Annotated in this window: 16 protein-coding genes; 9 read left to right on the top strand and 7 right to left on the bottom strand. The window is 71.9% G+C overall.

Features of this window, described 5'->3' with window-relative positions; genetic code table 11:
• Positions 1 to 21 precede the first annotated feature (21 nt).
• The 7 genes from ABZ806_RS00385 to ABZ806_RS00415 form a co-directional block, all read right to left on the bottom strand.
• Entirely contained in the window at positions 22 to 1,689 is a 1,668-nt protein-coding gene (locus ABZ806_RS00385; RefSeq protein ID WP_500214181.1) for an NAD(P)/FAD-dependent oxidoreductase, read from the bottom strand.
• Between the two features lie 37 nt (positions 1,690 to 1,726).
• Positions 1,727 to 2,986 carry a cation:proton antiporter domain-containing protein gene (locus ABZ806_RS00390; RefSeq protein WP_500214183.1) on the bottom strand — a complete coding sequence of 420 codons (1,260 nt, stop codon included), beginning with the start codon at positions 2,984 to 2,986 and terminating at the stop codon, positions 1,727 to 1,729.
• Between the two features lie 78 nt (positions 2,987 to 3,064).
• On the bottom strand, positions 3,065 to 4,339 hold the full coding sequence (locus ABZ806_RS00395) for an NAD(P)/FAD-dependent oxidoreductase (protein WP_500214185.1): 1,275 nt from the start codon (positions 4,337 to 4,339) through the stop codon (positions 3,065 to 3,067).
• Between the two features lie 115 nt (positions 4,340 to 4,454).
• A complete protein-coding gene (locus tag ABZ806_RS00400; protein ID WP_500214187.1) occupies positions 4,455 to 5,702 on the bottom strand; it encodes an MFS transporter in 1,248 nt (415 codons plus the stop codon).
• Positions 5,703 to 5,721: 19 nt separating this feature from the next.
• Positions 5,722 to 7,425, bottom strand: coding sequence for an FAD-dependent monooxygenase (locus ABZ806_RS00405; RefSeq protein ID WP_500214189.1), 1,704 nt, complete (start codon positions 7,423 to 7,425; stop codon positions 5,722 to 5,724).
• On the bottom strand, positions 7,422 to 7,946 hold the full coding sequence (locus tag ABZ806_RS00410; RefSeq protein WP_500214191.1) for a truncated hemoglobin: 525 nt from the start codon (positions 7,944 to 7,946) through the stop codon (positions 7,422 to 7,424). Before ABZ806_RS00410 ends, ABZ806_RS00405 begins: the two co-directional genes overlap by 4 nt.
• A 124-nt stretch (positions 7,947 to 8,070) precedes the next feature.
• Positions 8,071 to 8,277 carry a hypothetical protein gene (locus tag ABZ806_RS00415; RefSeq protein ID WP_500214193.1) on the bottom strand — a complete coding sequence of 69 codons (207 nt, stop codon included), beginning with the start codon at positions 8,275 to 8,277 and terminating at the stop codon, positions 8,071 to 8,073.
• Positions 8,278 to 8,473: 196 nt separating this feature from the next.
• Here ABZ806_RS00415 and ABZ806_RS00420 point away from each other — a divergent pair, with 196 nt between their 5' ends.
• From ABZ806_RS00420 to ABZ806_RS00460, 9 genes are all read left to right on the top strand, one after another.
• Complete coding sequence (locus ABZ806_RS00420) at positions 8,474 to 8,989, top strand: RNA polymerase sigma factor (RefSeq protein WP_500214195.1); 516 nt, start codon at positions 8,474 to 8,476, stop codon at positions 8,987 to 8,989.
• A gap of 184 nt (positions 8,990 to 9,173) precedes the next feature.
• A complete protein-coding gene (locus ABZ806_RS00425) occupies positions 9,174 to 11,033 on the top strand; it encodes an AfsR/SARP family transcriptional regulator (protein WP_500214197.1) in 1,860 nt (619 codons plus the stop codon).
• 39 nt (positions 11,034 to 11,072) lie between these two features.
• A complete protein-coding gene (locus ABZ806_RS00430; protein WP_500214199.1) occupies positions 11,073 to 11,747 on the top strand; it encodes a class I SAM-dependent methyltransferase in 675 nt (224 codons plus the stop codon).
• Between the two features lie 24 nt (positions 11,748 to 11,771).
• Positions 11,772 to 13,313: a hypothetical protein gene (locus tag ABZ806_RS00435; RefSeq protein ID WP_500214201.1), complete on the top strand. Its 1,542-nt coding sequence runs from the start codon at positions 11,772 to 11,774 to the stop codon at positions 13,311 to 13,313.
• Between the two features lie 267 nt (positions 13,314 to 13,580).
• A complete protein-coding gene (locus tag ABZ806_RS00440; RefSeq protein WP_500214203.1) occupies positions 13,581 to 15,146 on the top strand; it encodes a chitinase in 1,566 nt (521 codons plus the stop codon).
• A 10-nt stretch (positions 15,147 to 15,156) separates the two neighbouring features.
• Positions 15,157 to 16,938 carry a chitinase gene (locus tag ABZ806_RS00445; RefSeq protein WP_500214204.1) on the top strand — a complete coding sequence of 594 codons (1,782 nt, stop codon included), beginning with the start codon at positions 15,157 to 15,159 and terminating at the stop codon, positions 16,936 to 16,938.
• A 43-nt stretch (positions 16,939 to 16,981) separates the two neighbouring features.
• On the top strand, positions 16,982 to 17,881 hold the full coding sequence (locus ABZ806_RS00450) for a lytic polysaccharide monooxygenase auxiliary activity family 9 protein (protein ID WP_500214205.1): 900 nt from the start codon (positions 16,982 to 16,984) through the stop codon (positions 17,879 to 17,881).
• A 22-nt stretch (positions 17,882 to 17,903) separates the two neighbouring features.
• Entirely contained in the window at positions 17,904 to 18,509 is a 606-nt protein-coding gene (locus ABZ806_RS00455; RefSeq protein ID WP_500214207.1) for a DUF305 domain-containing protein, read from the top strand.
• Between the two features lie 42 nt (positions 18,510 to 18,551).
• The gene (locus ABZ806_RS00460) at positions 18,552 to 21,080 is read left to right on the top strand and encodes a glycosyl hydrolase family 18 protein (RefSeq protein WP_500214209.1); all 2,529 of its coding nucleotides are present in this window, start codon (positions 18,552 to 18,554) and stop codon (positions 21,078 to 21,080) included.
• Positions 21,081 to 21,107: the final 27 nt, after the last annotated feature.

Below are 21,107 nucleotides of genomic sequence, written 5' to 3' on the forward strand. Positions count from 1 at the left end.
TGGCGCCATGTGCTCCGCCGTCTACTCCTTGACCCGCATCCGCACGAGGCCCTTGCTCGCCCGGATCATCCGCGGGCCGATCTGCGGGGGCGCCTCGCGGCGGCACCAGACCGCGTTCTTGGCCATCTTCATCGGCGACATGTTGAAGCAGCGGGTGTCGCGCTCGCCGAGCCGGAAGGACGGCGCGATGTAGTCGGCGTCCCGGATGCGCCCGAGGATCCGCCGCGCCACCTCGCCCGCATCGAGGGTGCCCGCCTCGACCTCGCGGCACAGTTCGCGGGTGGCGATACCGAGTTCGTTGAACCCGTCGCTGACGGGGAACGGCGACCCCGGCTGCTTGCTGTCCTCCAGCTCCAGGAAGACCTTGTCGTCGCCGCCCTTGATGTAGCGGTAGTAGGCGTCCTCCAGCATGACGTTGCCGAGCATCGTGCCGAGCATCCAGGTGCGGCACACCGCGTTCCACAGCTCGTAGTCGCCGAAGCCGACGAACGAGCTGTAGACGAGGTCGTCGTGGAAGTCGAACAGCCCCTGCTGCAGCGCCTCCAGGTGGGCGAAGCGCTCGTAGGACCAGTCGCCGTCGCGGGACGCCGCGATGAGCCGCCAGCCGAGGGCGTTGATGATCTCCAGCGTGTTGGTGAGGCCGCGGGAGTACAGCGCGTCGATGAACCCGGCGGCGTGCGAGGTGAGGCAGAACCGCTCGCCCACGACCTGCTTGGCCGAGTACTGCAACCGGCCCGTGGACACCCACGGCCGCACCGCCCTGGCGCCCTTGAACTGCTCCGCGATCTCCGGGAACCGCGCCAGGAAGTCGTCGAACTCCTGCTGCGGCGCCGCGTCGCCCTTGGGGAACACCCGCGGGTCGAGGGTCAGCCCGACGCTGCACAGCGGGTTCATCGAGCCGGGGTGGTTGTCGAACGGGATCACCCAGAGCCAGCCGCCCTCGAACACGTGGTGCAGGGTGCCGTTGTGCCACGGGTTCGGCTGGTCGTGGCGCCGGGCCGCCGGCACGTCGTCGAACGGCGTGACGCCGACCATGTGCGTGAACAGGCAGCGCGAGTGGGTGCGGGCGCGCGTCGGGGTCTCGCGCAGTTCGAGCTTCTCCGCCAGCGGGGAGCGGAAGCCGCTGCCGTCCACCACGTAGCTCGCGCGGAACTCCTCGCCCCGGTCGGTGCGCAGCACCGCGCCGGAGTCGGGGTCGATCTCGATGTCGGCGATGCGCGTGTTCAGCCGGGGGTGCGCGCCGTGCTTCACCGCGACGTGGAAGAGGTAGGCGTCCACGTCCTGCCGGAACAGGTGGCTCTCGGTGCGCAGCAGCGACGGGACGACCAGCTGGTTGATCCGCTCCGGGTCCTGCGCCCTGCCCTCCTCGTGGTAGACGAAGCCGAAGTTCTGCTTGCGGCCGCAGTTGCGGGACACCTCCGCCTGGACGCCCTTGAAGCTGGACATCGCCTTCAGCTCGGGGACCCCGTACCGCTCGGCGATGAGCCGCGTCATGCCCGAGGTGTAGGGGATCGTCGACTCCCCCACCGCGAACCGCGGGTGCGTGCCCGCGTCGAGGAGCAGCACCTTCACGCCGTTGCGGGCGAGCACCGCGCCGAGCATGCCGCCGGCCATGCCGCTGCCGAGGATCGCCACGTCGTACTGGTCGGCGGACGTCCGCGGGGTGTTGTTTGCCTGCAACTCCCTCACCTTCATTCCTGGTCTCGTGGGGCAACGGGTCGAACGGTCACGTCGGGGTCCGCGCCGCGGGTTCGGCCCCGGCCGCGGGCCGGGCCACCGGTGCCGCGGCCGGCCTCCGGTGGATCAGCGACAGCAGCGGGCCGGTCATCAGCGTTGTGAGGACGGCCATCGCCACCATCAGGGAGTAGAGCTCGCCGTCCAGCAGCCCCAGCTGGAGCCCGAGCCCGAGGATGATGAGTTCGGTCAGGCCCCGCGTGTTCATCAGCGCCGCGAGCGCGGCGGACTGCCGGGCGGGCAGCCGCTGGAGGCGCGCCCCGGCGTAGGTGCCGCCGAGCTTGCCGGCCACCGCCACCAGCAGGACGGCGGCGAACTGCCCGACGTCGCCGGCGTCCAGGCGGCTCAGGTCGACCTTCAGGCCGGCGGTCACGAAGTAGACGGGCAGCAGCAGCGCCGTCAGCCGGCCGACCCGGTCCTGCAGGTCGGCCCGCAGCGCCGTGGCGCCCTGGCGCGGCACCGCCAGCCCGAACAGGAAGGCGCCGAAGATGGGGTGGACGCCGATCGCCTCGGTCGCCGCCCCGGAGAGCAGCGCGCCCGCCAGCACCAGCGCGAACGTCCAGGCCGTCAGCGGCGCTCCGATGCCGCCGGGTGCCAGGACGCGGCGCAGGACCGGCCGCACCACCAGCAGCATCGCCGCCGCGAGGAGGACGATGAGCGGAACGCGCCAGGCCCCGCCGCGCCCGCCGACGCCCGCCTGGAGCACCGCGAAGGCGATCCAGGCGACCACGTCCACGATCGCGGCGGCCGCCAGCGCGATCCCGCCCAGCTCCGTCCTGATGAGGGACCGGTCGGCGAGGATCCGGGCGAGCACCGGGAAGGCGGTCACGGAGATCGCCAGCCCGACGAAGAGCGCGAACGCGCCCGTCGACTGCCGCGCGTGGCCGTCCAGGACGTACACCGCCAGGCCCGCCCCGAGCGCGAACGGGACGAGCACCGAGCCGAGCGCCGCGCCGGCCGCGACCCGCCCGCGGCCCCTGATCGTGGCGGGCTCGATCTCCAGCCCGACGAGGAACATGAACAGGGTGACGCCGACGGTGGCCATCGCCGCCAGCGGCCGCTCCACCGCCGCGGGGAACAGCGCGTCCGCGACCGCCCCGGGCAGCAGCGTCGGACCCAGCAGGATGCCCGCGATGATCTCGCCGACCACCGGCGGCTGCCCGAACCGGCCGGCGAGCGCGCCGAGGGCGCGGGCCAGCAGCACGATCAGTGCGAGGTCCACGAGCAGCAGCTGCACCTGGTGGCTGGTCAATTCCCGGCTCCGTCACGTCGTCGGTCCGCTGGTGGGGCGCCCGGGGCGGCGGCGCGGCGGCCGCCGCCCGGGGCGGGGTCAGGGCACCGGGGCGGTCAGCGAGTCCAGCTCGACCTCCTCGAGGTCGATCTTGAAGAGCTCGTGCTGGCCGCTCAGCCCGGAGATGAGCGTCACGAAGTCCTGCGACGGCTCGTTCTTCTTCTCCGGGTCGACGAGCTCCTGCGCGAGGCCGTAGTAGAACTCCTTGTGCCGGGTGCGGTCGTAGAACCGCTCGACGAACGTGCGGATCTCGTCGAAGAAGTTCTTGTAGGCCTCCGCGTAGCGCTTCATGGCCTCCTGCTCGATCGCCGGGTTGTCGAGCACCTTGTCGATGATCTTCGACAGCACGCTCGCGGCCAGCGTCGCGAGCGCCACCCCGGTGGAGAACAGCGGATCGACGAACGCGGCCGAGTCCCCGACCAGCACCCAGCCGTCGCCGTAGAACTGGTGGCCCGTGTAGGACCAGTCGCGGGCCGTGCGGAAACCGCTCGCCTGGCGCCCGTCCTTGAGGAGCTCCTTGAGCCGGGTCGTGCGCTCCCGTTCCAGGGTGAACAGCTCCTGGAGGGACTTGTCGGTCGCGCCGACCGACTCCGAGCGCGTCACGTAGCCGACGCTCATGGTGCCCTTCTCGATGGGGATGGCCCAGAACCAGCCGTCGTCCAGCCCCTCGATGAGGATGTTCGTCCACTCGTCGCCCGGCAGCCGGTGGCAGTTGTCGAAGTAGGTCCAGACCGCGACGTTCCGCAGGTCCTCGTGCCAGGTGACGTCGGCGTACTTGCGGCTGAGGATGCGCGCCTGCCCGGAGGCGTCCACGACGAGGGACCCGCGCGCCTCGCGCGGCTCGTCCATGCCGCGGATCTGGTACCGGACGCCGACGACGCGGCCGTCCTCGTTCTCGATGGTGTCCTTGACCGTGGCCTCCTCCATCACGAAGGCGCCGAGTTCGCGCGCGCGGTTCAGGATGAGGGCGTCCAGGTCGGCCCGGCGGGTGTGGTAGGCGTGGCTGAACTTGCCGCCCTTGATGAACGAGAAGTTCCAGGGGATCTTCTGGTTGCCCCAGACGAGGCTGCCGCCGTACTTGCGCTCGAAGCCCCGCTCGTCCATCAGGTCGGTCAGGCCCAGCTCGTCCATGGGCCGCATGACCGCGGGGATGAGCGACTCGCCGATGTGGTAGCGCGGGTGGCGCTCCTTCTCGAGGACGAGCACCCGGCGGCCGCGCTGGGCGAGCAGGCCCGCGGCGGTCGCGCCGGCGGGCCCGCCGCCGATGATGACGACGTCGAAGTCGTCGGGAATCCCGAAGAGAGTGGACGACATCCGTGACCTTCCCTTTCCGATCCGCTCGCGCCCGCCGTCGGCGGGACGCGTTGGGCCGGGCCCAGTCTGCGCAGGAGGGTCTGAAACCGATCTGTACGCCGTCTGAAGCGGCCGGTCAGCGCTCCTGCGGCTGGAGCATGTCGGCCACGGCGGGCCGGGTCCGGACGGCCCACGCGACGGCGGGGCGGCTGAGCGCCAGCGCCCCGAGGAAGACCGCGGTGAGCAGCAGCCACCCGGCCATGCCGAACCGGTCCGGCACCGCCGTCACGAGCGTCGGCCCCGCGACGAGGGCGACGGCGTCGCCGATGGCGAAGGCCCCGCCGTACTGGCCCTGCCGCGTCGCCGGGGCGAGCTCGTACCGCAGGCCCCAGCGGGCCGCCTCGCCCCAGATCTCCCCGAAGGTGAACAGCACGACCGCGGCGGCCAGGATGACGCCGGCGGTCCAGCCGGGGACCCCGTGCGAGAAGCCGGTGAGGACGCACGCTCCGGCGATCACCAGGAACGTCCAGCGCTGGAGCTTCGCCGCCCCCGGCACCGTGTCGGCGTCCCGGGCGACGTGCACCTGGAGGAACACGACGATGAGGGTGTTGATGAGCGTCAGCCACGCGGCGAGCGGCCGCGGCGCCGAGGTGTGCGTGACCAGCCACACCGGGACGCCGACGGCGACGATCGTCGGGCCGATGCGGGCCAGCCCCGCGACCTGCGCGACCAGCAGGTACGGCACGTCGCGCACCGCGCTCATGCGGTCCCCGCCGCGTCCCTCCGGCCGCACACCGGGGACGCGCGGCAGCCGCATGTACAGCGCGGACACGGCGACCATGGCGGCGGCGTTGCCGAAGAAGAGCGCCTGGTAGGCCGCCCGGTCGTCGACCGCGATCACGAGCCCGGCCGCGAGCGACGCCAGCGCGAACCCCCCGTTGAAGACGCTGCGCATGTACGCCGAGAGCCGCACCCTGCCGTCCCGTCCCATGACCCCCGCGACCAGGGCGCCGCGCGCGACGTGGCCGGTGTTCTCGGCGACGCCGAGGAGGGCCACCACGGCGAGGTAGGCCGGGAACGAGTCCGCGAACGCGGCCAGCGTGAGCATGACCGCCTTGCACAGGGCGAGCACGGCCGTCGTGCCGCGCGGCCCGAACCGGTCGGCGAGCTGCCCGACGGGCACTCCCAGCGGCAGCGCGAGGACCCCCGCGAGGGACAGCCCGATCCCCACCTGCCCGGGCGAGAGCCCGACCTTGTGGACGAAGTAGACGGCGCCACCGGTCATGTAGAGCCCGTTGCCGAGGCTGGCGACGGCGGTGCACAGCACCAGCAGCCGCCCGGGCCCGGGTTCGGGAAGGAGCCGCCGCAGCCGAGAATGCTTCACTGGTCGAACCTTTCGCTGTTCAGCCGCCCTGGTCAGGTGCGGCTTCGGGGGGTGCCGGCCCGCCGCCGGCGGCATGCGCGAACAGAGCGATCCGCCCGCCGAGGACGAGAGTGTTGACCTCGTCCCGCGACATGGGCTCCGCCGAGAGCAGGAGCACGGGAAGCCCGCTCGCATAACCCACCTCGTCCGCAACCCGCGTCCGCTCCCCCCGCCCACCCCCCACCCCAGCCGAAACCACAAGAAAGTCGACCCCACCCACCCCCGCACTCCGCGCCACTCCCACAAACTGCGCCAGTTCAGCTGGTCGGGGGGGTTCTGGGGGTGGTAGGAGGAGGCCTATTGCTGTGGCGCCGCGGGAGCGCAGGGTGCGGGTCAGTGGTGTCAGGTCGGGGGGTGGGCTTGTGATCAGGACGCAGCGGGGGGCTCGGTGGGGCAGGGGGGCGCCGGGGTGCACGATTGCGCATTGGCCGTGGCAGTCCGCTGTTGGGAGGCGGAGTGTGCGGGTGCCTTGGGCATCGTCCGTTACTTCGGCGTACCGGCCGGTGAGGTCTATGCCGCCGATTCTCAGCGGCAGGTCGGCTGGTTCGCCTTCGGCGGGGCCGGCGGCCAGGGTGCGCAGTGCGGCCGCGACGAAGTCGGGGTCGCGGGCGCGCAGGCGGTCGTAGGTGTTGGCGGTCCGGCGGCTCCGCAGCGCGAACACCGTCTGGTGCCCGCGCACCCGCTCGCGCCGGCTGAGCGTCTCGAACCAGTGGCGGCTCTCGGCCGCCTCCTCCTGCGCGGCCCGGATCACCGGGCGACGCGCCGCCTCGTAGGCGTCCAGCGCGTCCGACGGGTCCTCCGCCAGCGCGCGTGCGAGGCAGCGCGCGTCGTCGATGGCGAGGGCGGTGCCCGAACCGGTCGAGAAGTGCACCGTGTGCGCGGCATCGCCGGCGAGGACGACGCGGCCGCTGTGCCAGCGCTCGTTGACGATCGTGGTGAAGGCCCGCCACCCGCGCGTCTGGGCGTGCAGCGGCGCCCCGCCCAGTTCGTCCGCGAACAGTTCCGCCAGGAGTCCCTCGATCTCCGGGAGCGGACGGTCGAGCAGCCCCAGGCGGGCGAGGACGCCGGCGTCCGCCTCGACGATGAACGTGCTCACGTCAGGCCCGTGCGGGTAGGAGTGCACGATCAGCACCCCGCCGCACACCGGTTTGAGGACGAACGTCGGTTCGAGGGCGATCGGCGTGCTCATCCACAGGAAGCGGGTGCGGCCCTCGGACGAGCGGGTGCCGAAGTCGCCTTCCCGCGCGGTCCGCAGCCGGCTCCGCGCGCCGTCGGCCGCGACGACCAGGTCGTAGCCGCCGGGGTCGCGGGGGACGGTGCGCCGGACCGGGGTGACGTTGGGCAGACCGGACGCCAGGTTCCGCAGGTGGCCGTTGAACTCCCGCCGCGAGACCCCGAACATCCCGTACGCCCCGGACCACACCCGCTCGCCCGCCACGATGGTGAGCGTCCGGTCCCAGGTCGCCAGGGCGGAGCCGGGCAGGTCGAACACGCGCGGGTGGTCGGCCTTCACGCCGTCGGCGAAGTCCCAGGACAGCACGATGCCCGCGCCCGGCGGCGCGCCGCCCCGGTCGTAGAGGTCGATCGCGGTGCCGGGCCGCAGCCGGGACAGCTCCAGTGCGAACAGGGCCCCGGCGGCGCCGGCCCCGACCACCGCGACCCGGCCGGGCGGCCGGCGGCTCATCGCTCGGTACCGTCCCAGTGGAACCGCCGGCCGCGGGCGATCGCGGCGCCGCGCGAGACCGCCATCATCTCGCCGCTCGCGATCTTCATGATCGTCATGAACTCGGTGAAGTACGGCTCGGGGGCCGACACCAGCTCGCCCGCCCGCCGCATCAGCGCGAGCCAGCGCAGCCGCTGCTCCCGGGTGATCAGCCAGTGGCTGTGCGCCTGGTGCAGCCGCGGGTCCCACGCGGCCGTCAGGTCGTTGTCGCCGTACAGCTGGACGTAGTGCGCCGCGAGCCGCTCGGCCTGCCGGGGCCAGTCGTCGACGGGGAACAGCGGGGCCAGCACGTCGTCCGCGGCGACGAGTGCGTAGAACCGCTCGGCGAGGGTCGCGAAGAACTCCGCGCCGCCGATGCCCTGGTAGAAGTCGTCGACCTTGTCGTCGACCTGCGACCGGGTCATCTCCTCGCCCGGTTTCAGGCCCTGGTCCGCGACGAGAAGGATCTTTCCGTCATGCTTCGGCACTGGTGTGGTGGGCATGGGTCGCTCAACTCTCCTCGGCTCGTGGCGGGGGCTGCGGGCGGCGTGCGACGACGCGGGGGCGCCCCGAGTCGGGCTCACCGGCGACCCCGCGTCGTCCTCATGGAACGGTGTACCGATCGGTTCAGGCGCGGTCCCAGACCTCGAGCTCGTCCCAGACCTTGCGCTCGTCCCAGACGGTCAGCTCGTCCCAGACCTTGAGCTCGTCCCAGACGAGTTCGTCCCAGACGTCGAGCCGGTCCCAGACCCTGAGCTCGTCCCAGACCTTCAGCTCGTCCCAGACGCTGAGCTCGTCCCAGACCTTCCGGTCGGCCGTGGTGGCCTGCGGCATGGCAGTCTCCCTTCGCGTGGACAGCCTTCGTACATTCCACGAACCGGACGCGCCGCGGCTGTGATCCATGGCCGTATCAGGCCACCGCCCGCCGCGGCGGCAATCTCGGAGATGACACCCGCCGCGCCCGCTTGCCAGTCTTGATCAAGATCGTGCGACGCACTTCAGCGCCCCCTCGGCCCGAGAGGCGACGAACATGGGCGAGGAGAAGGATTTCAATGAGCTGTTCATAGAGATCAGGCCGGCCCTCTATGCGCATGTCATGAAATTGCTGGGCGACCGCCATGAGACCGAAGAAGTCGTGCAGGACGTCTACCTGAAGCTCGCCAGCGAGAAGTCCCGGCGAAACTTTGCCGCCCACCCCAACAGGATGGCCTACCTGCTGGTCACCGCGAAGAACATCATCCGCGACTCGTGGCGGCGCAGGCAGCGCATTTCCGCGGCATTGGCGCTGAGCCAGGAACGGGCCGAGCAGGTCCACGACGGCGGCCTGCGCGAATGCGAGGACCGCATGGTCGTCGCCTCCCTGCTGCGCGGCCTGACGGCCCGGGAGGCGGCCGCCATCCGGCTCGTGGACATCGAGAACCACTCGCTGGAAGAGGCCGGCCTGCTGCTCCGCGTCCACTGGGGGACGGTGCACCGCAACCGGCAGCGCGGCCTGCGCCGGCTGCGCGCCGCCCTCGGCCGCGACGACGGCCGGTCGCCGAACTGAACCGACCACGGCAATTTGGACGATGACACCCCGCCCCCGGCGGTTCAGTATTGGCCTTACCCGCAAAGAATCCGGTACCGGCGGCCCGACGGGCCCGGCCCCGGAATCGCACAGGCGCGGGCGAAAGGAGGCACGGGCCTTGTCTCATGCGCTGGAACCATTGCGACTCGAATTGCTGGGTCCGATGCGAATTTGGCGGAACGGGCGGGAACTGGAGATCGCGGCGCCGAAACAACGTGCCGTCCTCGGCCTGCTCGCACGCCGGGTGAACGATGTCGTGCGATTGAACGAGATCGTCGACGCCCTCTGGGCCGGCGACGTCCCGAAAACGGCGGTCAATTGCGTCCACACCTATATCGCCGGGTTGCGGAACGTGCTGGAGCCGAAGCGGAGCAGGCGCGCCTCCGGCGAGCTCATCATCTCCGCCGGCGGCGGCTACAGCCTGCGCATGCCCGCCGAGAACGTCGACGTGCAGCGGTTCCTGCGGCTGCACGAGCGGGCCCGGCGGCTGCGCGCCGAGGGCCGGCCGGACGCGGCGCTGGAGGCGTTCGGCGCGGCGCTCGGGCTGTGGCGCGGCGACGCGTACGCCGACGTCCCGGGGCCCTTCGCCGACCTGGAGCGCACCCATCTGACGGAGCTGCGGCTGGCGGCCGTCGAGGACTGGGCCGCCGAAATGCTGGCCGCCGGGCGGCATCCGGAGGTCACCGGTGCGCTGCCGGATCTCATCGCCAGGGAGCCGCTGCGCGAACGGCTCCGGTGGCTGCTGATGCTGGCGCTCTACCGGTGCGGCCGCCAGGCGGACGCCCTCGCCGTCTACCGCGAGACGCGGCGGCTGCTCAGCGAGGAACTCGGCATCGAGCCGGGCCTTGACCTGCGGCGGCTGCACGAGCAGATCCTGGCCGGCTGCCCCGACCTGATCCCCCGCCGTCCCGCCGGACCCGCGCCGGACGCCTCCCCGGCCGCGCGGGACGCCGCCAGGCCGGTACCGCCGCGCCCGGCCCAGCTGCCGCCGGACGTCCGCGGGTTCGTCGGCCGGGCCCGGGAGCAGGCACTGCTGCGGGACGTCCCGGACCCCGGGCGCGCACCCGACGGCCCCAGCACCACGCTGGTCGTGATCGACGGGGCCGCCGGGGTGGGCAAGACGGCACTGGCCGTGCACGTCGCGCACCGGCTCGCCGACCGCTACCCGCACGGCCAGCTCTTCCTCGACCTGTGCGCGTTCGACCCGGACCGCGACCCGCTCAGCGCCGCGGCGGCGCTGGCGTCGCTGCTGCGCGGGCTCGGCGTGGACGAGCGGCGGCTGCCCGCGCGCCTGGAGGACCGGACGGCGCTGTACCGGAGCCTGCTGCACAACCGCCGGATGCTGATCGTGCTCGACGACGCGTCCGACGCCGAGCAGGTGCGGCCGCTGATCCCCGGGGGTCCGGCGTGCGTGCTGGTGACGAGCCGGCGGCGGCAGGCCGGCCTCATCGCGCGGGACGGCGCGCACCGGGTCCGGCTGGCGCCGCTGGCGCCGCACGAGTCGGTGGAGCTGCTGGCCCGGCTGGCCGGCCCGCAGCGGCCGGCGGACGCGCGGCGGCTCGCCGAATTCTGCGGCCATGTGCCGCTGGCGCTGCGGATCGTCGCCGAGCGGCTCGCCGCCGACCCGACGATGACGCCGGCCGACCTCGCCGGCCGGTGCGCCGCCGGGCCGGGCCGGCTGGACCGGCTGGCGGTCGCCGGGGACGCCATGGCCGGCCTGCGCTCGATCCTCGCCGCGTCCTACCTGGAGCTGCCGCCGCAGGCGGCGCGGATGTTCCGGCTGCTCGGCCGCTACGACGGGCCGGTGATCACCACGTCCGGGGCGGCGGCGCTGGCGGGCGCCGGCCGGGTGCGCGCCGAGCAGCTGCTGGAGATCCTCGCCGCCAACCACCTGCTGGAGCCGGCCGGCCGGCACCGGTACCGCTTCCCGGCGCTGATCGGCGCGTACGCCGCCGAGTGCGCGCGGGAGGATCCGCGTACGATGATCCCGACGCGGTGGGACCGGCCCGCCGTGGCGGGCTGAGGACGGCGCGCCGGCGTCCCGCACGACCCGGGAGGTCCCGTGAGCGAGGGGCACATCGCCAACCGTCTCGCCGCGGAGTCGCTGGCGGCCGGTGATCCGACCGGCTGGTTCGAGCCGCTGTACGCCGCCGCGCGCGATGGCGGGACGACCGTCCCCTGGGACCGCGGCGCCCCGCAGGACCTGCTCGTCGGCTGGGCCCGGGAGCGCGGCGCCGCCGGGGCGGGCCGCCGCGCGGTCGTGGTCGGCTGCGGTCTCGGCGACGACGCGGAGTTCACCGCGGGCCTCGGTTTCGACACCGTCGCCTTCGACATCTCCGCCAGCGCGATCGAGCTGGCCCGGCGCCGCTTCCCCGGGTCGGACGTGCGGTACGTCCGCGCGGACCTGCTGGCCGCCCCGCCGGCCTGGTCCGGGGCGTTCGACCTGGTGATCGAGGTGCAGACCGTGCAGGCGCTGCCCGAACCGGACCGGAGCCGCGCGATCGCCGCGGTGGCCGGGCTCACCGCGCCGGGCGGCACCCTCCTGGTCGTCACGGCGGCCGGTGATGCGCAGGACCCGCGGAGCCCGGTGCCGCCGTGGCCGCTGGCCCGCGCCGAGATCGACGCGTTCGCGACCGGCGGCCTCGCCCCGGTGCGCGTCGAGGACGTCCGCGACGCCGCGGCCGGCCGGCGCCGCTGGCGGGCGGAGTTCCACCGCGCGGCGGCGCCGCCTCGCTAGCGCCGGTTGTGCGGGTAAGGGATCATGGCCGACATGGCCCGTTATCAGCGCGATGCCCAGCTTGAACCGTTTCCTCGTGGTCTGCTGGACGAGGTCGTCCGCGCGCTGATGAACGTGGCCGAGGAGGCACCCGTCACCGGGGCCGGCCTGGAGTTCGGGGGCGACGTCCTCGACGACCTGCGACTGCTGGAGGGCCGGCATCTCGCCGCCGGAGCCCGCTACCGGATCGCGTTCGAGGAGGTCTCGGGCGACCTGAGCGTCGCGGCGTGGGACAAGGCCGGTGAGACGCGGATCGACGTCACCACCGGTTCGGAGGGCCATACCGCCAATCTGCGTGTGGATCTACGCATGTCCGGCCAGCGCTTTCACGGCATCCGCATTACGGGTGACTATCAGGGGCCAAAGCCGTTTCGCTGGTTGCGGCGCGCGCGGTGGGAATGTGAAGTGCGGGCCGAGGAATGGTGGTCCCCGCTCGGTCCGAAGACGTCTCCCCTCTCGCTGCGCGTCGAGCATCCGCTCGCCTTCGTCGATCTGCGGGTAGCGCGCGGCAAGGACGCGAGCGGACGCTGGTCCGTCGATACCGCGGCGCGGTTCGGCGGACGTTCGTTGTTGCGTCCACTCGCGACCGTGGCGCTCGCCGTCATGCGGCGCCGCCTCCGGCGCACGCTGGACGAACGGATCGGCAAGGCCGTGTCCACATGGAACGCCGAGGTTCCCGGAATGGTCGAGCACGGTCTGCGGGAGCGGCTCGACTTCGAGCACCAGGTAACGCTCAAGGCCGTGTCTCGCGAATGGGCCGAGGCGTACACGACCGCACTCCATCGGGCGATCGAGGGGGCGCCCTTCGAGAAGGGCGGCCTCATAAGGAGTTCTGAAGGAGCCGTCAGTGTGCGGCTCCTCGAAGGCGAGCACATCGGGCCGGGTGCCCGTTACCGCATCGCACCCATTCCGGAGGACGGTGTCGAGCCGCTCGACGTGAACGTCGTGGCGTGGGACCTGGACGGGCCGAACCGCGTGGAGTTCAGCAGCCCGGAGGGCGCGCAGACGGGATGGGTCGCCATCGACAGCGCACGGGAGCCCACCGTTGTGCGTGCTGCGCTCGCCGGCACTCTCGGGGATCTCACGCAGGCGAACTGCGAAGGCGAGATGGATCTTGAGCGCTGGTGGGCGTCCGAAGATCCGGCCCTGACGGTGACCGCGGACAGCCCGCTGGGCGAGGCGGGCCTGACCATCACGAGGACGCCCGAAGGCACCGGAACGTGGACGGTGAACGTCGCCGCGACGGCCGAAGGCCGCGCGTGGACACGTCAACTGGTCGCGGTGGCCGGTCTCGTCGCCGCCGTCCCCCTGAGCCGTTCCTTCGAGGAGAAGGCCGACGCGGCCGCGTCGAGCTGGTCCGGCCTCATGGGCGGAGGGGAGGAGATCTCTCCCGAGGACGCCGCCGACGCCACTGTGCGGGCACTTCTCGACCACGGTTCACCGGACTGGACCGGCAGGCGCAAGCTGAGCCGGGTGGAGGCCGAGCTCTCGCGGCAGCTCGCGGATTTGGAAGCGCGCTCCGCGTAAGCCCCGCGACGTCGCCCCGCGTCGCATGACTGGCAACTTTCGCCCAACTCCAGGGCGTTTCACGGCGTTTCATGCTGATTTTTAGGCGGGCCCGCGCTGGTTCGGTGCCCAAGCTGGGGTGGTTGGCGAGGGGCCGGGAACGAGGGGTTGCCCAGGTCACGGTCGCTGGTTATCTTGCTCGCAAATAGATAGGAAACCTTCCTATCAAATAGCGGTCGTTCGGGGTTCGGGGGAATCCGCCAGCGTCGAAACCGAGGGAGTCAGCCCTTGCGCCCCCGCTCTGTTCTCAGCCTCCTCGCCGTCCTGCTCCTCGCCCTGCTCGTCCCGGCCACCGCGCATGCCGCCGCGGGCGCGTCCGCGGCGTTCACCAAGCCCTCCGACTGGGGCTCGGGCTGGGAGGGGCGGTTCACCCTCACCAACGGGACCTCCACCGCGATCAACGGATGGCGGGTCGAGTTCGACCTCCCGGCCGGCACGTCCGTCGGGTCCTACTGGGACGCCCTGCTCGCCAAGGACGGCCAGCACAGCACGTTCACCGACCGCGGTTACAACGCCGCCATCCCGGCGGGCGGCTCGGTCACGTTCGGTTTCCTCGGGAACGGTCCGGGGAGCCCGCAGAACTGCACGTTCAACGGCGAACCCTGCGCCGGCGGCCCCACCGATCCGGGCGGGCTCGGCGCACCGGGCACCCCGGCCGTCACCGGACGCACCGACACCTCGCTGACCCTGAAGTGGGAGCCCGCCGCCGGGACGCCGTCCGGATACCGCGTCTACGAGGGCTCGGCCGTCAAGGCGACCGTCACCGGCACCACCGCCACCATCGGCGGGCTCGCGAAGTGCGAGACGCACACCTACACGGTCAAGGCGTACGACGCCGAGGGCGAGTCGGCCGCCAGCGACGCCGCCACCGCGACGACCAGCGGATGCGCGACCGGGCCGCTCCCCCGGCACTTCCTGACCGGCTACTGGCACGACTTCGTGAACCCGGCGCAGGAGCTGAAGCTCTCCCAGGTACCGGACGAGTACGACCTGGTCGCGGTGGCGTTCGGCGAGTCGACGGCACGCGCCGGTGAGGTGACCTTCCGGGTCGACCCCGAACTGTCGACGGCGCTCGGCGGTTACACCGACGCCCAGTTCAAGGCCGACATCGCGGGTCTCCACGCCAAGGGCAAGAAGGTCATCCTGTCGGTCGGCGGCGAGAAGGGCGCCATCCGGGTCTCCGACGGCACCTCCGCGCAGCTCTTCGCGGACTCCGTCCACGGGCTGATGACCGAGTACGGGTTCGACGGCGTCGACATCGACCTCGAGAACGGACTGAACCCGACCTACATGGAGCAGGCGCTGCGCGCCCTCCGCGCCGAGGCCGGCGCCGGCCTGATCATCACGATGGCGCCGCAGACCCTCGACATGCAGTCCACCGGCGGGTCCTACTTCCAGCTCGCGCTGAAGATCAAGGACATCCTCACCGTCGTCCACATGCAGTACTACAACTCGGGCGCGATGCTCGGCTGCGACCAGAAGGTGTACGGGCAGGGGACGGTCGACTTCATGACCGCGCTGGCCTGCATCCAGCTGGAGGGCGGCCTGCGTCCCGACCAGGTGGCGCTGGGTCTGCCGGCCGGGCCGGGCGCGGCGGGCGGCGGTGTCGTGGCGCCGTCGGTGGTCAACAACGCACTCGACTGCCTGGCGAAGGGCACCGGGTGCGGGACGTTCAAGCCGTCCCGCACGTATCCCGACATCCGCGGCGCGATGACGTGGTCCATCAACTGGGACGTCACCAACGGCGGCGGCTTCGCGAGCACCGTCGGCGCCCACCTCGACACGCTGCCGTAGGAGGCCGGACATGAGGAAGATCTGGGTCCTCGCGGCGCTGGTCGCCGGGCTGCTGGTCGGGGTCACCGCCCCGGCGCAGGCGGCGAACATCCTGGCCAACGCCGGGTTCGAGAGCGGGTCGCTGAACCCGTGGGCATGCGACGGCGGCTCCGTCGTGGACACCCCGGCGAGGACGGGCGGCCACGCCCTCGCGGGCGGTGTCACGGCGGGCGGCACCGGGCAGTGCACGCAGACCGTGACGGTGCGCCCCAGCACGGCGTACACGCTCGAAGCCTGGGTGCGCGGCAACTACGTGTACCTCGGTGTAACCGGCGGATCGTCCACCTGGACGCCGTCCGCCACCGACTTCACCAAGCTGTCGGTCACGTTCACGACCGGCGCCGACCAGACGTCCGCGCAGATCTTCCTGCACGGCTGGTACGGCAACGGGACGTACTACGCGGACGACGTCGTCCTGGACGGCCCCGGCGATCCCGGCGATCCCGGCGGCGACCCGGAGCCCGGAGTGCCCGGTACGCCCGCGGCACCCCGGCTCGGCGCCGTCACCGACACCTCGGTCACGCTGAACTGGGGCCAGGCGTCGGGGACGGTCACCGGTTACCGCGTCTACGAGAACGACACCGTCAAGGCCACGGTGACCGGGACGAGCGCAACCGTCTCCAACCTCGCGAAGTGCAGCTCGCACACCTACACGGTCGCCGCCTACAACGACGCCGGCGAGTCGGCCAAGTCGCCGCCCGTCAGCGGACGGACGTCCGGCTGCGTCGACACCGGCCTCCCGAAGCACGCGCTCATCGGCTACCTGCACGCGAGCTTCGCCAACGGCTCCGGTTACGTGCGCATGGCGGACGTCCCCGACGCGTGGGACATCATCGACCTCGCGTTCGGCGAGCCGACGTCGCCCACGTCCGGTGACATCCGGTTCACCCGCTGCCCGGTGGCCGAATGCCCGAACGTGGAGAGCGACGAGGAGTTCGTCGCCGCGATCCGCGCGAAGCAGGCGCAGGGCAAGAAGGTGCTGATCTCGATCGGCGGCCAGAACGGCCAGGTGCAGCTCACGACGGCGGCCGCGCGGGACGCGTTCGTCCGCTCGGTCTCCGCGATCATCGACAGGTACGGGCTGGACGGCCTGGACGTCGACTTCGAGGGCCACTCCCTGTACCTCGAAGCGGGCGACACCGACTTCCGCAACCCGACCACCCCGGTCATCGTGAACCTGATCTCGGCGCTGAAGTCGCTGAAGGCGAAGTACGGCGCGAAGTTCGTCCTGACGATGGCGCCGGAGACGTTCTTCGTGCAGGTCGGGCACCAGTTCTACGGCGGTTCGAGCGCCGGCGACAACCGGACCGGCGCCTACCTCCCCGTCATCGACGCGCTGCGGGACGACCTGACCGTCCTGCACGTCCAGGACTACAACTCCGGCCCCGTGATGGGCCTGGACGGCCAGTACCACACCATGGGCGGCGCCGATTTCCACATCGCGATGACCGACATGGTGAAGGCCGGGTTCCCGGTCGCGAACACCGGTCGCACGTTCCCCGGGCTGCGTCCCGACCAGATCGGCATCGGCGTCCCCGCGGCGGTCAGCGCGGGCAACGGTTACACGCCGCCCGCCCAGGTGCAGCAGGCGGTCACATGCCTGGTGAAGGGCACCGGCTGCGGCGGTTACACGCTGCGCGGCGGGACGTCCCCGGACCTGCGCGGGCTCATGACGTGGTCGATCAACTGGGACCGCTACTACGGCTGGGAGTTCATGGACAGCCACGAGCCCTTCCTGAACGGCCTCCCCTAGCCATCCCGTCCCGGTACCCCCACCCCACCGGAGGAACAGACACATGAGATCCATCCGCTCGAAGGCCGCCGCGGTGGCGGTCACGGTGCCGGCCGCGGCCGCGCTGGTCGTGCTCGGCACCGCGACCGCCGCCAGCGCGCACGGCACGATGTCCGACCCGCCGAGCCGCGTCTACACCTGCTTCCTGGAGGACCCGGAGGCCCCGCAGTCGGACGCCTGCAAGGCGGCGGTCGCGGCCAGCGGCACCCAGGCGTTCTACGACTGGAACGAGGTGTCGCTGCTGAACGCCGGCGGACGGCACCGCGAGCTCATCCCGGACGGCCAGCTGTGCAGCGCGGGACGCGCCAAGTACCGGGGCCTGGACCTGCAGCGCGCCGACTGGCCCGCCACGCACATGGAGCCCGGCCGGCAGACGATCACCTACCACGCGACCGCGCCGCACTCGAACAGCAACTTCGAGTTCTACATCACCCGCGAGGGCTGGGACCCGACGCAGCCGCTGCACTGGGCCGACCTCGTCCCGCTGGCGTCGTTCACCCACCAGTACCCGACGACGTTCACCAAGTGGACGCTCGACATCCCGCCCCGGACGGGCCGCCACATCCTGTACTCGATCTGGCAGCGGGTCGTGGGCAGCGAGGAGGCGTTCTACACCTGCTCGGACGTTGACTTCGGCGGCTCCGGCACCCCGACCCCGACGCCCACGCCCACGCCGACCGACACCCCGACCCCGACGCCGACACCCACCCCGACCGAGACTCCCACCCCGACCCCGACCCCCACCCCGACCGAGCAGCCGGGCGGCACCTGGCAGGCCGGGACGGCCTACGCCGCCGGCGACCGGGTCACCTACAACGGCACGGCCTACGAGTGCCGCCAGGCGCACACGGCGATCGCCGGCTGGGAACCGCCGAACACGCCCGCGCTCTGGCAGCCGGCCTGAGCGGGACGCCATGAGACGCGGCATGTCGACGTACGGAGCGCTGGCGCTGCTCGCGGCGTGCGGGCTGCTGCTGGTCGTGCAGTGCGGGGCGGGCGGATCGTCGTCCGCCGGCCCCGCCCCCGCCGCGGCGCGCGGCGGGGCCGGGTTCAACGGCACCGACGTGATGTTCCTGCAGATGATGCTCCCGCATCAGGAGCAGGGCGTGGCGCTGGTCCGGCTGGCGAGGCGGCATCCCGTCCGGCCCGAGGTGCGGACGCTGGCCGCGGCGATCGAGACGACCGAGGTCGCCGAGGCGCGGCAGATGCAGGACCGGCTGCGCGGCTGGCGGCGGCCCCTGCGGGCGGACCCGGGCGCGCACGCCGCGCACGGCGGCATGCCGCAGACCACCGACGCCGAGTTGACGGCGCTGGGCAGGACGCGGCCCGACCGGTTCGAGCGCGCGTTCCTCAACCTGCTGATCGCCCACCAGGACGACGCCGTCCAGCTGGCGCGGCTGGAGACCGGCAAGGGCGAGGACGCCTGGACGAAGCGGCTCGCGCAGCGCGTCGAGAAGTCCCGCTCCGCCGAGATCGACCAGATGCTGGGGCTCCTCGGCGCCCCACCCCGGAACGAACTCCCCCAGAAATAGGTATCGGGTATGCGCAGATTAGTCGGAATTCTTCTTACCTTTGTGGTCGTCGCGGCGCTGGCCGTCGCGCCCGCGCGGGCGGCCGACCGGCTGACGGCGGTCTTCAGCCTGTCCGGAACGACCGGGAAGTACGTGGTCAGCAACCCGGGGACGGCCGCCGTCAGCGGCTGGAAACTGAAGTTCGACCTGCCGGCCGGTGTGACGGCGGGCAACCCGCAGAACGCCGCGCTGTCGCAGAACGGCACGACGGTGACGCTCACCCCGGCGTTCTACATCGACACGATCAAGGCGGGCGGCAGCACCGAGCCCTACAGCCCCACGTTCACGCTCAGCTCCGCCGCCCAGCCGGCGAACTGCACGCTGAACGGCGCGAACTGCGACGGGACCGGCGCGCCGCCGCCCACGCTCACCGGCGTCACCGCCGACTACACCGTCAGCGGAAGCCAGGCGACGTTCGTGGTCGCCAACCACACCTCCGCCGCGATCGACAACTGGACGATCGTGTTCGACCTGCCGTCCGGCGTGACCGCGAGCAACGCCTCCAACGGGTCGATCAGCCAGAGCGGCACGACCGTCACCCTCAGCCCGGCCTACTACAACGCCGCCATCGCCGCCGGGCGGACCACCGACCCCTACAGCCCGACGTTCACGGTCAGCCGCTCCGGCGCGGAGCCGACGAGCTGCCGGGTCAACGACGCCAACTGCGACGGGGCGGCGGACGTCCCGCCGAGCGCGCCCGCCGGGCTGAAGACGACGGTGAAGACGACCAAGACCGTGTCGCTGGCCTGGGACGCGGCCGAGGCGGGCAGCCTGCCGATCACCGCGTACGAGGTCTACAACGGCTCGGCCCTCGCGACGACCGTCCCGGAGACGAACGCCACCGTCACCGGCCTCACGCCCAACACCGAGTACACGTTCACGGTGAAGGCACGCGACCGAAAGGGAAACCTCTCGCCCGCCAGCGGCCCCGTCACGGTCAAGACGAACAACCCCGCCGATGACACGCAGGCGCCGTCCGTCCCGTCCGGGTTGCACAGCACCGGTAAGGACTCGGGCAGCGTGAAGCTCGCGTGGAGCGCCTCGTCCGACAACACCGGCGTCGCGAACTACGACGTGCTGGTGGACGGGAAGGTCGCCACGACCGCGACCGGCACGACCGCGACCGTCGCGGGCCTGTCACCGTCCACCGAGTACACGTTCACCGTCCGCGCCCGCGACCTGTACGACAACATGTCGGCGGCGAGCGCGGCGGTCAAGGTGACGACGGACGACGTGGTCGCGAACGGTTATGCCCGCGTCGGCTACTTCGTCCAGTGGGGCATCTACGGCCGCCAGTACTTCGTGAAGAACCTCGACACGACCGGCAACGCCGCACGCCTGACCCACATCAACTACGCGTTCGCGAACATCGACCCGACCAACCTCACCTGCCTGCAAGGCGTGACCAAGGGCACGACGTCCGACCCGCAGGACCCGAGCCAGGGCGACGGCGCGGGCGACGCCGAGGCCGACTACGGGCGCCCGTTCAGCGCCGCGCAGTCGGTGGACGGCGTCGGCGACACCGGCTGGGAGAAGCTGCGCGGCAACTTCAACCAGCTGAAGAAGCTGAAGGCCAAGTACCCGAAGCTGAAGGTGCTGATCTCCATCGGCGGCTGGACGTACTCCAAGTACTTCTCCGACGTCGCGAAGACGGACGCGTCCCGCAAGAAGTTCGTCGCGTCCTGCATCGACACCTACATCAAGGGCAACCTGCCCGACTACAACGGCGCGGGCGGGCCGGGCACGGCCGCCGGCATCTTCGACGGCATCGACCTCGACTGGGAGTGGCCGGGCGCCGAGGGGCACCCCGGCAACCACGTCAGCCCGGACGACAAGCACAACAACACGCTGCTCATCGAGGAGTTCCGCCGCCAGCTGGACGAGCTGACCACGTCGACCGGACAGCGCTACCTGCTGTCGGCGTTCACCCCCGCCGACCCGGCGAAGATCGAGGCCGGCTGGGAGCTGGCGGAGGTCGCCAAGTCCATGGACATCTTCAACATCCAGGGCTACGACTTCCACGGCGCGGGCAGCGACAACTCCTGGGAGCCCAACCGGACGGGCCACCAGGGCAACCTCTACACCGACACCGACGACCCGTACTCGTTCCACTTCAGCGTGGAGAACGCCGTCCAGCCGTATCTCGACGCCGGGGTCAACCCGCGCAAGCTCACGATCGGCCTCGCCTACTACGGGCGCGGCTGGCAGAACGTGGCGGACGGCGGCAAGAGCGGCGAATGGCAGCCCGCCAACGGCGCCGCCCCCGGCCAGTTCCAGGAGGAGGCCGGGACACGCGGTTACAGCAACCTCATCTCAAGCGTGCCGAACTGCAAGGTCGTCCATGACGAGCAGGCGGTCGCGACATCCTGCTACACCGGCGACAACGGCCAGTGGTGGAGTTTCGACGACGCCTGGTCCATCCAGAAGAAGACCGAATGGCTGCGGAGCAAGAACCTGCTCGGCGCCATGATCTGGGAGATGTCCGGCGACCCGGGCGTCCTGACGAAGGCCCTCGATGACGGCCTGAGCTGACGGCCGGGCCGACCGGCCCGACCGTTC

The organism is Spirillospora sp. NPDC047418, from assembly GCF_040643275.1.
Lineage (GTDB): Bacteria > Actinomycetota > Actinomycetes > Streptosporangiales > Streptosporangiaceae > Spirillospora.